The sequence below is a fragment of the Stenotrophomonas sp. YJH_SMC_64 genome (assembly GCF_059371375.1).
Window position 1 is genome coordinate 137,644 of the sequence record NZ_JCAFUN010000002.1, and the last position, 12,935, is coordinate 150,578.

11 protein-coding genes are annotated in these 12,935 nt (G+C 67.9%); 8 read left to right on the forward strand and 3 right to left on the reverse strand.

What is annotated here, in order from left to right; translation table 11 throughout:
- Positions 1–75: 75 nt before the first annotated feature.
- A complete protein-coding gene (locus AC5P9L_RS02370) occupies positions 76–537 on the forward strand; it encodes a bacteriohemerythrin (protein ID WP_004151683.1) in 462 nt (153 codons plus the stop codon).
- Here AC5P9L_RS02370 and AC5P9L_RS02375 read toward each other — a convergent pair.
- Positions 518–1,810 carry an MFS transporter gene (locus AC5P9L_RS02375; RefSeq protein WP_181453869.1) on the reverse strand — a complete coding sequence of 431 codons (1,293 nt, stop codon included), beginning with the start codon at positions 1,808–1,810 and terminating at the stop codon, positions 518–520. The two genes, AC5P9L_RS02370 and AC5P9L_RS02375, sit on opposite strands and share 20 nt — an antisense overlap.
- Before the next feature lie 156 nt (positions 1,811–1,966).
- On the opposite strand from AC5P9L_RS02375, the gene AC5P9L_RS02380 reads away from it, so the two are divergent.
- Complete coding sequence (locus tag AC5P9L_RS02380; protein ID WP_111197313.1) at positions 1,967–2,608, forward strand: hypothetical protein; 642 nt, start codon at positions 1,967–1,969, stop codon at positions 2,606–2,608.
- A gap of 115 nt (positions 2,609–2,723) precedes the next feature.
- Here AC5P9L_RS02380 and AC5P9L_RS02385 read toward each other — a convergent pair whose 3' ends face one another.
- Positions 2,724–4,220 carry an aldehyde dehydrogenase gene (locus tag AC5P9L_RS02385; protein WP_111197316.1) on the reverse strand — a complete coding sequence of 499 codons (1,497 nt, stop codon included), beginning with the start codon at positions 4,218–4,220 and terminating at the stop codon, positions 2,724–2,726.
- Positions 4,221–4,323: 103 nt separating this feature from the next.
- On the opposite strand from AC5P9L_RS02385, the gene aptA reads away from it, so the two are divergent.
- The 6 genes from aptA to AC5P9L_RS02415 all read left to right on the forward strand — a co-directional run bounded on the left by aptA (position 4,324) and on the right by AC5P9L_RS02415 (position 10,544).
- Positions 4,324–5,676 (forward strand): omega-aminotransferase AptA, encoded by a 1,353-nt coding sequence (gene aptA / locus AC5P9L_RS02390; RefSeq protein ID WP_043034391.1) that lies wholly within the window; start codon positions 4,324–4,326, stop codon positions 5,674–5,676.
- Positions 5,677–5,739: 63 nt separating this feature from the next.
- Positions 5,740–6,618 (forward strand): ParB N-terminal domain-containing protein, encoded by an 879-nt coding sequence (locus tag AC5P9L_RS02395; protein ID WP_111118093.1) that lies wholly within the window; start codon positions 5,740–5,742, stop codon positions 6,616–6,618.
- Between the two features lie 118 nt (positions 6,619–6,736).
- Positions 6,737–8,023, forward strand: coding sequence for a DUF445 domain-containing protein (locus AC5P9L_RS02400; RefSeq protein ID WP_024958724.1), 1,287 nt, complete (start codon positions 6,737–6,739; stop codon positions 8,021–8,023).
- A gap of 246 nt (positions 8,024–8,269) precedes the next feature.
- A complete protein-coding gene (locus tag AC5P9L_RS02405; protein WP_227415187.1) occupies positions 8,270–8,584 on the forward strand; it encodes a DUF3649 domain-containing protein in 315 nt (104 codons plus the stop codon).
- A complete protein-coding gene (locus tag AC5P9L_RS02410) occupies positions 8,581–10,218 on the forward strand; it encodes a PepSY-associated TM helix domain-containing protein (RefSeq protein WP_227415186.1) in 1,638 nt (545 codons plus the stop codon). Before AC5P9L_RS02405 ends, AC5P9L_RS02410 begins: the two co-directional genes overlap by 4 nt.
- On the forward strand, positions 10,215–10,544 hold the full coding sequence (locus AC5P9L_RS02415; protein WP_005408803.1) for a DUF3325 domain-containing protein: 330 nt from the start codon (positions 10,215–10,217) through the stop codon (positions 10,542–10,544). The genes AC5P9L_RS02410 and AC5P9L_RS02415 overlap by 4 nt, the downstream gene beginning before the upstream one ends.
- Positions 10,545–10,664: 120 nt before the next feature.
- On the opposite strand, the gene rlmKL is transcribed toward AC5P9L_RS02415, so the two are convergent.
- Positions 10,665–12,803: a bifunctional 23S rRNA (guanine(2069)-N(7))-methyltransferase RlmK/23S rRNA (guanine(2445)-N(2))-methyltransferase RlmL gene (rlmKL, locus tag AC5P9L_RS02420; RefSeq protein ID WP_133050719.1), complete on the reverse strand. Its 2,139-nt coding sequence runs from the start codon at positions 12,801–12,803 to the stop codon at positions 10,665–10,667.
- Positions 12,804–12,935: the final 132 nt, after the last annotated feature.

A 12,935-nucleotide genomic window follows, 5' to 3' on the forward strand; every position in this document is an offset into this window, starting at 1 on the left:
TTGATCCAGATCAACGCCGCCCGCGCAGGGCGGCTCTACAGTCGGCCCCGACATACGCATGAAGGGGAGCCGGGGATGGCACTACTGGTCTGGCAGGACGATCTGAACATCGGCATCGATGTGATCGACCAACAACACCGCCGCATCATCGAAATGCTCAACCACCTGCACGTGGCCCAGGCCAGCATGCAGCGTGCCGCAGTGGGTGAAGTGATCGACGAGGTGGTGGACTACACCATGTCGCACTTCGCGTTCGAGGAAGAGCTGATGGAGGAAGCGGGCTACCCGTTCTGTGCCGCGCACAAACGCGTGCATGAGGTCTTCATCAAGCGTGTCTCGGAGTACCGCATGCGCTTCCAGGCCGGCGAGGACATCAGTGACGAGCTGCGCACCATGCTCTCGCGCTGGCTGTTCAACCACATCCGTGGCGACGACCAGGCCTATGCCGAACAGGTCAAGGCGCACCTGAACCAGTTCGCCCGCGAACACCAGGGCGGCGGCTGGCTGGGTCGCACGCTCAAGCGCTTCTTTGGTTGAGCCGCAGCGCGCGCCGATGCAGTGCCACCAGCGCGCACAGGGTGGCCACCGCGGTCAGGCACAGGTAGTAACCCACCGCAACCAGGCCGAAGCGCTCGGCCAGCCAAGTGGCCAGGTACGGCGCCGGTGCCGCACCGAGGATGCCGGCCAGATTGAAGGACAGCGAGGCACCTGTGTAGCGCACCTCCACCGGGTAGATCTCGGCCAGGAAGGTACCGCAGGGGCCGTAGGTCAGCCCCATCAGGAACAGGCCCAGGCACAGGAAGGCGGTGACCAGCCACGGGCTGTGCGGCTGGAACAACGGTGCGAACAGTACGCCGAAGCCGACGATCAGTACGCTGGCAACAATCATCGTGCGCCGCGTGCCCCAACGGTCGCCATAGCGCGCCGACAGCGGGATGCCCAGCGCGAAGAACAGCATGCCGGCCATCTGCATCAGCAGGAACTGCTCGCGGCTGTAGCCCAGCACCGCGGTGCCATGGCCGAGACTGAACACCGTCATCAGGTAGAACAGCACGAAGGTGGCGAACGCACCCAGCGTGCCGAGCAGCATCGGTACCGGGTGGTCACGCAGTACCGTCCACATCGGCAACCGCACCGGCGCCCTGCGCTCCAGCGCCTTCTTGAAGTCCGGCGTCTCGTGGATGTTCAGGCGCACCCACAGGCCAAGGCCGACCAGCAGCGCGCTGGCCACGAACGGAATGCGCCAGCCCCACTGCAGGAAGTCGTTCTGGCTCAGGCAGCGGCCGAGCACGAGGAAAATGCCGGCCGACAGCAGGAAGCCGAGCGGCGCACCCAGCTGCGGGAACATGCCGTACCAGGCGCGCTTGCCCGGCGGCGCATTCTCGGTGGCCAGCAGCACCGCCCCACCCCACTCGCCGCCCAGCCCAAGGCCCTGGCCGAAACGGCATAGCGCCAGCAGCGCCGGCGCCCACAGCCCGATCTGCGCATGGGTCGGCAGCAGGCCGATCAGCACCGTGGACAGGCCCATGGTCAGCAGCGCGGCGACCAGGGTGGCCTTGCGGCCGATGCGGTCGCCGAAATGGCCGAACACCGCCGAGCCGACCGGACGCGCGATGAACGCCACCGCGAAGGTCGCCAGTGACTGCAGCAGGGCCGCCTGCTCACTACTGTCCGGAAAGAACAGGTGCGGGAACACCAGCACGGCGGCCGTGGCGTAGATATAGAAATCGAAGAATTCGATGGTGGTGCCGATCAGGCTGGCCAGCAGGACACGACGGGGGGAGTTCACGGGCGGCGCGGCAGCAGTGATCGTCGACATCGGCAACACGGGTAACGGCGGATCGCCCGATTCTGCCACGGGCCGATGGCCGCACGGGACGATGGTTTCAGCCGACACCGATGCCAACGGAATTTTTCCGGCCGCCGGCTAGGCTGCGCCACCGGTCCCTGCATGGATGCCTTGCCCATGGCTGCAGTTGCGTTGTCATGCTCCGATTCGCCGAAGCTGCCGCGGATGGCGGCATGGCTGGTGGTACTGCTGGTGCATGGCGGGCTCGCTCTGTGGATGCTGGACAGCGGCCGGATCGAACTGCGTAGCGGTGAGGGCCCGCGGATCTCGCTGCATTGGCTGCCACCGGAACCGCCGGCGCCGGTACCTCAACAGCCCGCCTTGCCCTCCGCAAAGATGATGCGTCCGGCCGCATCGATGATGCCCCGCCCTGCCCCGGTTGCACAGGCAGAGAGCGCCCTGCCTGCCCCGGGGAACGTGGCTGCAGTGGCGCCACTGATCCTGAGCCTGCCTGCGGGCAGCATCGACGGCGGTGACGGCATCAGCGCAGCTGGCGTGGCGCCTCGCCTGATCGGTCGGCGAGAGGTCCATCCTGCGTTCGGGCCTCGCCGCAATTACTTCCGGATCCGTCGGCAGATGAGCCCCGAGCAGATCGTGCATGGCGTTGCGCAACTGCTGGGGCTTTGGCCGCCGGGATACATCGTCGACCCGTGCGAACTGGGCCGGCAGGACATGGATTACTTCCAGAATGCCGTCGAAGAAGCCGACCGCGACATGCTGCGTGCGGCAGTGCTGCAGGTGAGTGCCCGCTGCCGGTAGCTCGACGGCTGTCTGCCTTCTGTAGAGTCGAGCAAGGCTCGACTGCTCTTCGCGAGAAGCAGTCGAGCAGGGCTCGACGCTACAAAGAACGAACAGCGGTCAAGCAGCCACGTCGTTACAGCTGGATCCAGGTGGCCTTGATCTCGCTGTACTTGTCGAACGCATGCAGTGACTTGTCGCGCCCATTGCCGGACTGTTTGTAGCCACCGAACGGTGCGGTCATGTCGCCACCATCCCAGCCGTTCACCCACACGCTGCCGGCGCGCAGCTGGCGTGCGACGCGATGGGCGCGGCCGAGGTCGCGTGTCCACAGGCCCGCCGCCAACCCATAGCGGCTGTCATTGGCCACGCGCACTGCCTCCGCTTCATCCTCGAAACCAAGTACCGCCAGCACCGGGCCGAACACCTCCTCGCGTGCCAACGCGTGGTCCGGACGCACCTGGTCGAACACCGTGGGCTGCACATAGCAGCCGCCGGCCTCCACCTCGGCCCGATGGCCGCCGAGCAGCAGGCGGGCGCCCTCGCCTTCGGCCCGTGCGATATCGGCCAGCACCTTGTCCGCGTGCGCGGCATCGACCAGCGCGCCCATCGGTGCATCGGCCTCCAGTGGATGCTGCGGCTGCATATGCTGGCCGTAAGCAATCACCTGGTGCACGAAGTCCTCACGGATCGAGCGCTGCACCAGCAGCCGCGAGCCGGCGGTGCAGACTTCGCCCTGGTTGAAGAAGATGCCCTGCGCCACGGCCTTGGCCGCTGCGTCCAGGTCCGGTGCGTCGGCGAACACCAGGTGCGGGCTTTTGCCACCGCATTCCAGCCAGACCCGCTTGAGGTTGGACCGTCCCGCATGCTCCAGCAGCTTCGCGCCGGTGGCGGTGGAACCGGTGAAGGCCAGCACGTCCACATCCATGTGCAGCGCCAACGGTTCACCGACGCGCGTACCGTGGCCTGGCAATACGTTCAGCACGCCGTCCGGCAGGCCCGCCTCAGCGGCCAGCGCGGCCAATCGCAACGCACTCAAGGGCGACCGCTCGGAAGGCTTGAGCACCACCGAATTGCCCATGGCCAGCGCAGGCGCGATCTTCCAGCAGGCCATCAGCAACGGAAAGTTCCATGGCACGATCGCTGCGACCACGCCGGCTGGCTCGCGCGTGACCAGGCCCAGCTCGTGTGGGCCAGTCGGTGCGACTTCGCCGTACAGCTTGTCCACCGCTTCGGCGGTCCAGCGCAGGCAGCGCACCACGCCGGGCAGGTCGATACGGCGTGCGTCGCGCACCGGCTTGCCCATGTCCAGGGTTTCCAGCAGGGCCAACTCATCAGCGTGCTTTTCCACCAATGCCGCCAAGGCCAGTAACACCCGCTTGCGATGGGCCGGGCTGGCCTCTGACCAGTGGCCCGCATCGAAGGCACGCCGCGCCGACCGCACTGCGCGCTCTACGTCCTCTGCATCGCAGTCGGCGACCACCCCCAGCACGCGCCCATCAATCGGGCTGATGCAGTCGAAGCGCGCGCCGCTGGCAGCGTCGGTGTAACGACCATCAATGAAGGCCTGTGCGGGCATCGAAAGCTGCTGGGCCAGCACCTGCCAGTGGCTGCGGTCGGGAAAGTCGGCCATGTCGGGCTCCTCGGAACAGTTTCCCCGGTTATACCGGCGCGGCCGCGACTCCGCCGTGACGTGGCTGCGCTACATTTCCCCCATCGGACCCGATGGAGCTGGCATGAAGCGTTCCGCGAGCGACCTGCACGATCTGGCTACCCAACGCCCGGAGTCATTGGAGGCGTACTGGATGCCGTTCACCGCCAACCGCCAGTTCAAGGCCGCGCCGCGTTTGCTGGTGCGTGCCGAGGGCATGCACTACGAGGATGTCGACGGCCGCCAGATCCTCGATGGCACCGCCGGCCTCTGGTGCTGCAACGCGGGCCATGCCCGCCCACGCATCGTCGAGGCCATCGTCGAGCAGGCACGCACGCTCGACTACTCGCCGGCCTTCCAGATGGGCTCACCGCCGGCCTTCGCGCTGGCGCAGCGACTGGCCGCATTGGCGCCGACGCCACTGAACCATGTGTTCTTCACCAGCTCCGGCTCGGAGGCGGTGGATACCGCGATGAAGATCGTGCTGGCCTACCACCGCCAGCGTGGCGAGGGCCAGCGCACGCGTTTCATCAGCCGCGAGAAGGCCTACCACGGCGTGGGCTTCGGCGGCATGGCGCTGGGCGGCTTGCCCAACAACCGCAGGGCGTTCGGCCTGCAGCTGGGCGGCGTGGACTACCTGCGCCACACCCTGGACCTGCAGCGCAATGCGTTCAGCAAAGGCCTGCCGCGCCAGGGCGCCGAGCTGGCCGATGACCTGGAACGACTGATCGCACTGCATGATGCCTCAACCATCGCGGCGGTCTTCGTCGAACCCATTGCCGGTTCCGCCGGGGTGATTCTGCCGGCGCCGGGCTACCTGCAGCGCCTGCGCGAGCTGTGCGACCACCACGGCATCCTGCTGGTGTTCGATGAGGTCATCACCGGTTTCGGCAGGGTCGGCATGCCATTCGCCGCACAGCGCTTCGGGGTCACCCCCGACCTGCTGACCTTCGCCAAGGCGGTCAGCAACGGCGCAGTGCCGCTGGGCGGCGTGCTGGCCAGCGACGCGGTGCATGCAACCCTGATGCAGGCACCGCCACAGGCCATCGAGCTGTTCCATGGCTATACCTGTTCGGGGCATCCGCTGGCCTGCGCGGCCGCACTGGCCACGCTGGAGGTCTACGCCGAGGAGCGCCTTTTCGAGCGCGCCATCGAGCTGGGCGAGTACTGGCAGGAACGGCTGCATGCGCTGCAGGGCCTCCCCAACGTGATCGACATCCGCAACTTCGGCCTGGTCGGCGCGGTCGAGCTGGCGCCTCGCCGCGATGCGCCGGGCAGCCGGGGCTACGAGGTCTATCGGCGCTGCTTCCACGACGGCGGGCTGCTGGTGCGCTGTACCGGTGACATCATCGCGCTGTCGCCCCCGCTGATCGTGGACAAGGCGCAGATCGACCAGATCACCGGCACGCTGGGCGAGATGATCCGGGCCACTGCCTGAGCCCTGGCCGGCGGCGGCGAGCGGGTACAATGGGCGGTTCCGCTCCTGCTCGCTGCCGTGCCCATGGATATCGTCGTCAAAGAAGAACTCAAGGCCTATATCGACCCGCTGACTGCGGACGAACATGACGCGCTGGAGCGCAGCATCCTGGCCGAGGGCTGTCGTGACGCGCTGGTCCTGTGGGGCAACGTACTGGTCGACGGCCACAACCGCTTCGGCATCTGCCAGAAGCATGGCCTGCCCTTCAACACCGTACAGAACACCCGCTTCCAGAGCATGGAAGACGTGCACCTGTGGATGATCGAGCAGCACCTGGGCCGTCGCAGCGTGTCCGACTTCCAGCGCGGCGTGCTGGCGCTGCGCAAGCGCGACATCCTGGCCGCCCGCAAGCAGATCGAGCAGGCGCAGCTGCAGCGCGAGAGCGATGGCACTGCCGACGTCACCGATGAGGCCGGTGAAGACAGCCCGCCGTGGGAACCGGCGCCGAAGATCAGCCGCGCCGAGCTGGCCCGCGAAGCCAAGCTGAGCACCAGCCAGGTTGGCATGATCGAGCGCATCCACGCCCAGGCCGCGGCCGAGGTGGTGGAAGCGGTCAAGGCCGGCGTGATCTCGATCAGCGCCGCCGCCGCCGTGGCTGACCTGCCGGAAGAAGAGCAGCGCGCCGCCGCCGCCGGTGGCAAGGACGAGCTGAAGCAGGCCGCCAAGCGCGTGCGCGAGTCCAAGCGCAAGCCGCGTGCGCCGAAGCCGGAAGCAGCCGAGATGGATTTCGAGGAGGTAAATGAGGACGAGATCGCCAGCCGCGATGCCGAGGTGCTGTCGGCGCTGGAGCAGCTGGGCGAGGACGCACCGGCGCTGCGCCGTCGGGTGGTCGCGCTGACCCGCGAGAACGACACCCTGCGCGCGCAACTGGCCGCGCTGCGCAAGCAACTGGAAGCGCTCTGAACCAAGGGGTAGTGCCGGCCGCTGGCCGGCAACGCCATGAACGTATCGGGTGCGTTGAGGATGCCGGCCAGCGGCCGGCACTACCAGATGCTCATGCCGTGCCGGTTAGACTTCCGGCATGACGTCTGCCAACGATCCGCGCCGCGCTCAGCTGCGGCGCCTGAAAGCCCTCGCGCTGGGCCTGCTGCTGTTGATGCTGGCCGGTTTCGCGGTCAGCCACTGGCAGGGCGAGCGCGGCATCTGGGCCTGGGTTTCGGCGTTCTGCGAGGCCGCAGCCGTGGGCGCACTGGCCGATTGGTTCGCCGTGGTCGCGCTGTTCCGGCGGCCGATGGGCCTGCCGATCCCGCACACCGCGATCATCCCGCGCAGCAAGGAACGCATCGGCGACAGCCTTGCGCTGTTCGTGCGCGACCAGTTCCTGGAGCCGGGCGTGCTGCTGGCCAAGCTGCAGGTGTTCGATCCGGCCAGCCGCCTCGGCAGCTGGCTGGCCGACCCGGCACGCTCGCGCATGCTGGCCGACATGGCCCGCGGCTGGGCGCTGCAGGCACTGGATTTCTTCGACGAAACCGCCGTGCGCCGGCAGCTGCACGGCTTCGTTGTGCAGCAGCTGCGGCAGTGGAATGCCGCTGCCACTGCCGGTGAACTGCTGGCCCTGCTGACCGCCGATGGTCGCCACCAGCGCGTGCTGGACGAAGGCCTGCAGCGGCTGGGCCGCTGGCTCGAGCAGCCCGAGGTGAAAGAACGCGCCTCGCAGCTGATCGTGCGTTACATCCAACGCGAATGGCCGACGCTGTCGAGCACGGTGAACTGGGTCAAGCCGATTGACGAGATCGGCGACAGCCTGGCCGAGCGCCTGGCCCGCGCGGTACTGGAAGAGCTGCAGCAGGTACTGGCCGAGCCGCAGCATCCGCTGCGCCAGGACTACGAGAGCTGGCTGCAGAATTACGTGCAGCGCCTGCGCGAGGACCCGGCCCTGGCCGAGCGCATCGAACAGCTCAAGCAGGAAATGATCGACCATCCGGCCCTGCAGGACTACGTGCAGGGGTTGTGGGCGCGCATCCACGCCAGCCTGCGCGCGGACCTGCAGCGCGAGGACTCGGCGCTGGTCGGCCACCTGCAGCGCAGCCTGGGTTCGCTCGGTGCCAGCCTGCAGGCCGACCCGGCGCTGCGCGAGGCCCTCAACCAGCACCTGCTGGAAGGCGCGCAACGCCTGACCGGCCGCCTGCGCGAAGGCGTGACCACGCATATCGCGCAGACCGTGAAGGGCTGGGACGAGCGCCATCTGGTGGAACAGCTGGAACTGAGCGTGGGCCGCGACCTGCAGTTCATCCGGTTCAACGGCACCCTGGTGGGTGGCCTGATCGGCCTGCTGCTGCATGCGGCGACAGTGGTGTTCAGGTTCTAGGCCTCAACGCGCCCCTCGGGTCATCACGCTTGATTCATAAAATGCGAATGCCTATCATTTACTGATCGGTTGTACGCTTAGCCAATCGGGTGCGGGAGACGCACCCATCGCCCGTGTACATCCCCGACCTCTGGACTGCCCGTCTGCGCGGGCCGTGCTTTGTCGATGGGACACGCTGGGCGACATGCGCAGGGCGCAAGGGGGCCGCGGACGCGTTCCATCCCCTCTCCTACCTGCAGGAATGCCGTGGACCGCTCGCCCGCAACCCCCAGCCCCCGCACCTTCTTTTCCAACCCGCGCTGGGGCGTGCTGTCACGCTCGTTGGCCGCGATCTTCGGCGGTTACGCGCTGGCTTCGGTGACCAGCGTGTTCTGCGCCGTGGCCCTGCCCGGCGCACGTGGCCAGACCGTGCTGACCGGCATGCTGCTGGCCATCCTGGTCGCCGCCTGTGCGGCACTGTGGGCATTCGCCACCCGCAGCGCGCTGCGCGCCTGGGTCGGCATCCTCGCGCCCGCGCTGCTGATGGCCGCCATTGCGCGCCTGATGGGGGCCTGGGCATGAAGAACGGATTCCGCCAGTCGATGGCCTGGCTGCACACCTGGACCGGGCTGCTGGTTGGCTGGTTGCTGCTGCTGATCTTCATGGCTGGCACGGCCAGCTACTACCGCGAGGAAATCAGCCGCTGGATGCGTCCGGAACTGCCGCCCAGCAACGTCAGCATCGACGTCGCCGCACAGCGCGCGGTGGACTACCTGCAGGCCAACGCCGCGCAGGCCGAAAAATGGTTCGTCACACTGCCGCAGCCGCGCAACCCGGCCATGCAGATGTTCTGGCGGTTGCCGCCGGAACTGGCCGATCCCAGCCGTGGCCGCCGCGGTGGCTTCGGCGACGCCACGCTGGACCCCAACACCGGCCAGGCATTGAAGGCGCGCGAGACCCGCGGCGGCGACTTCTTCTACCGCCTGCACTTCGACCTGCACTACATCCCGGTGCTGTGGGCACGCTATCTGGTCGGCTTCTGCGCGATGTTCATGCTGGTGGCGATCATCACCGGCGTCATCACCCACAAGAAAATCTTCAAGGACTTCTTCACGTTCCGCAAGGACAAGGGCCTGCGTTCCTGGCTTGATTTCCACAACGTCAGCGCGGTGATGGCCCTGCCCTACCACGCGATGATCACCTACACCGGCATTGTGACGTTGATGATCATGTACCTGCCGTGGGGGGTGAAGGTGGCCTACCCGCAGGACGAGGACGCGTTCGTCTTCGAGGCCTTCGGCGGCCTCCCGGAAGTGACCGCGCCCGCCGAGGGCCACGCCACGCCGTTGCCGATCGCACAACTGCTGGACAGCGCGCGCGCGCATTGGCACGGCGTGGAGGTGGCCGGTTTCACCGTGTCCAATCCGGGCGCGGCCAATGCGGTGATCGACATCCGCCAGCGCGACGGCAAGCGCCTGTCCATCGACACCCCGGCCGTGCGTTACGACATGGTCAGCGGTGCTCTGCTTGAGGAAACGCCGCCTTCCGGCGGTGCCACCGCCACCCGCGGCGTGCTGTACGGCCTGCACCTGGCGCGTTTTGCCGACTGGGGCCTGCGTGCACTGTTCTTCCTGTCCGGCCTGGTCGGCTGCCTGATGGTGGCCAGCGGCGTGGTGCTGTGGGCGGTGAAGGAACGGCCCAGGCACGCCAAGAGTGGCCGCACCGGCTTCGGCCTGCGCCTGGTCGATGCGCTGAACATCGGCACCGTGGCCGGCCTGCCGATCGCCTTCGCCGCCTACTTCTGGGGCAACCGCCTGCTGCCGCTGGACATCGCCGAGCGCTCGAGTGCGGAGGCCAACGTGTTCTTCTACGCCTGGGCCGGCGCGCTGCTGGCCGCCTTCATCTGGCCGAAGCGGATGATGTGGGCGTGGCAGCTCTACCTGGGCGCGGCCGCGTTCGCACTGGTACCGGTGGTCAATGCGCTGACCACGCATGCGCACCTGGGCAACACCCTGCGCAACGGCGACTGGGTATTGGCTGGCTTCGATCTGTCGATGATCGCGTTCGGCGCGATGCTGGCGCTGTGCGGTTGGCGCATGCAGCGCTGGACGCCACCGCTGAGTGCGGCCGAGAAGAAGAAGCGTGCGGCCGCTGCGGCTGCGCCGAAGGCATCGGTGAACACTGCAGAAGCGGCCGAAGCGGAGGCCAGCGCATGATGCTGCTGGCGCTGACCCTGTCGTTCTCTGCGTTCACCGCGTTGTCGCTGGCGATGGAAAAGCACCAGCACGATCTGCACGGCAAGGCTGCAGCCCCCCCGGCACGGCGCACGCAGTGGCGGGTACTGGGCTGGGTACTGCTGGCGGTAGCGTTCGCACTGTGCGTGGCCGACCACGGCTGGGCGATTGGCCCGGTGCTGTGGCTGGGAACGATGACACTGGGCGGTCTGGCGCTGTCGTTCGGGTTGTATCCGTACCAGCCGAAGTGGATCGTGCCACTGGCGATCGCGCTGCCGGTGTTGGGGCTGGTGGTGGCGTTGCTGTAGCCGGGCCACCGGGGTCGGATCCCTTTCGCGAAGCGCAAGGGCTCGGACCCCTGGTACGTAGATCCAGATGGGGTCAGAGCCCCTGCGCTTCGCGCAGGGGATCCGACCCCGGGCGTCGTGTTACCCCAACCGCTTCAGCTCCCACGCGCGATGGATGCGCGCGTTGCGTTCGAAGTCCGGGCCGATGGTGCGCGCGGTGATCTCGCGGCACTGGGCAAATTCGGCAATGGCGTTTTCTTCCAGCTTGAAGCGGCGAAAGTTGTTCGAGAAGTACAGCACGCCCCCCGGGGCCAGCCGCGCCACCGCCGCACGCAGCAGCTTCAGCTGTTCGCGCTGCACGTCGAAGTCATCGGCGCGTGCGGAGTTGGAGAAGGTCGGCGGGTCACAGAAGATCACGTCGTACTGGCCACGGTCGCCCTCCAGCCACGCCATCGCGTCGGCCTGCACCAGCAGGTGCTGGTTGCCGCCCTGCCCGTTCAACGCCAGGTTGTCGTAGCACCACTGCAGGTAGGTCGCCGACAGATCGACGCTGGTGGTGCTGGCGGCACCAGCGACCGCGGCCTGCACGCTGGCCACGCCGGTGTAGCAGAACAGGTTGAGGAAGCGCTTGCCACGTACCTGCTCGGCCATCATCCGGCGCAGCGGGCGGTGGTCGAGGAACAGGCCGGTGTCCAGGTAGTCGAACAGGTTCACCTGCAGCAGTGCATTGTTCTCGCGCACCACGATGAATTCGTCACGCTGCTCGAAGCGGCCGTACTTGCTGCCGCCCTTGCCGCGCTCGCGCGACTTCATCGAGACCTGCTCGGGCGGCACGCCGAACACTTCGCGCGCAGCGGCCAGCAGCTCGTTGCGGCGGCGGCGCACGTCGTTCTCGGGAATGGCAGCCGGTGCGGCGTATTCCTGCACGTGCAGGAAGGTACGGCGCTTGCCGCCGTCTTCCTCGTAGACGTCGATGGCGGCCGCGTACTCCGGCAGGTCGGCGTCATAGGCGCGGAAGCAGGTGATGTCTTCGCGGGCACGCCAGCTCTTGAACTTCTTCAGGTTCTTGCGCAGGCGGTTGGCCACCATCTGCGCGCCTTCGCTCAGCTCGCGTGGCTGTGCCGGATCACGGCCCGGCACGGCGATCGGGTCGCAGACGATCAGCGCACATTCCAGCGCACCATTGAACATCTGGTACTTCTTGCCCGCGCGCAGGCCGGTGGCGAAGGCCAGTTCGTCGTTGCCGCACAGCAAGCTGGCACGCCACTGCGGCACCGCCTTCTGCAGGGCGTTGCCCAGTGCGCGGTACAGCGCCGGATCGGCGGCCAGGCGCTCGTCGTACGGCGGGTTGCAGACCACCGCACCGATCTCCTGTTCGGGCGCGGCCAGGTCGGCAACGTCGGCACGGGTGAAACGGATCGCGTGGGCGACGCCCGCGACCTCGGCATTCTCGCGTGCCGCCTGGATCGCGGTCGGGTCGATGTCGCTGCCGTGGATGACCGGCTTCAGCGCGGCCAGGCCGGCGGCCTCGCGATCGCGTGCTTCGCTCTGGAGGGTCTTCCAGGCCGCCTTGTCGAAGCCCAGCCAACGGCTCGGCGGCAGGCTGCCGTGGCGCATCAGGCCCGGGGCGACGTCGGCGGCCATCAGCGCGCCTTCGATCAGCAGCGTGCCGCTGCCGCACATCGGGTCCAGCAGGCCGCCACCGGCGGCGTGCAGGCGCGGCCACTGCGCGCGCAGCAGCAGCGCGGCGGCCAGGTTCTCCTTCAGCGGTGCCTCGTGGGCAGCACCGCGCCAGCCACGGCGGTGCAGCGGGCCACCGCCGAGGTCGATCGACAGCGAGGCGCGGCCCTTGCGCAGCGACAGGTTGACGCGCACATCAGGCAGGTCGGTGTTGACCGAGGGACGCTCCAGGCCTTCATCGCGCATGCGGTCGACAATGGCGTCCTTGATCCGCTGCGCGGCGAAGCGGGCATGGGTGATCTTGTCGCCGGACACGTGTGCGTCCACCGCCAGGGTCATCTCCGGCTTGATGTGCTCGTGCCACGGCAGCGCACGCACGCCGTCATACAGGGCCTGCTCGTCCGGGCACTCGAACTCGGCGATCGGCCACAGCACGCGGCTGGCCAGGCGCGACCACATCACGATCCGCAGCGCCTGCTCCAGTTCGCCCTCGGCGTTGACGCCGGCAATGGTGGCAGTGGCCTTGCCAAGGCCCAGGGCCGACAGTTCATCGGCAAGCAGGTATTCCAGGCCCTTGGCGCAGGAGACGAAGAATTTCACGGGATCGGTTCGCAGGTGGTCGGGCGCGGCACAGGGGCCGGGCCGGTCGGAAAGGAGGGCCGTAGGCACGGCCGGCAGGCCCGCGCCGGGGGCGGCGGGGTTGCCATTGTAGTCAATGCGGGCAGGCGCGCC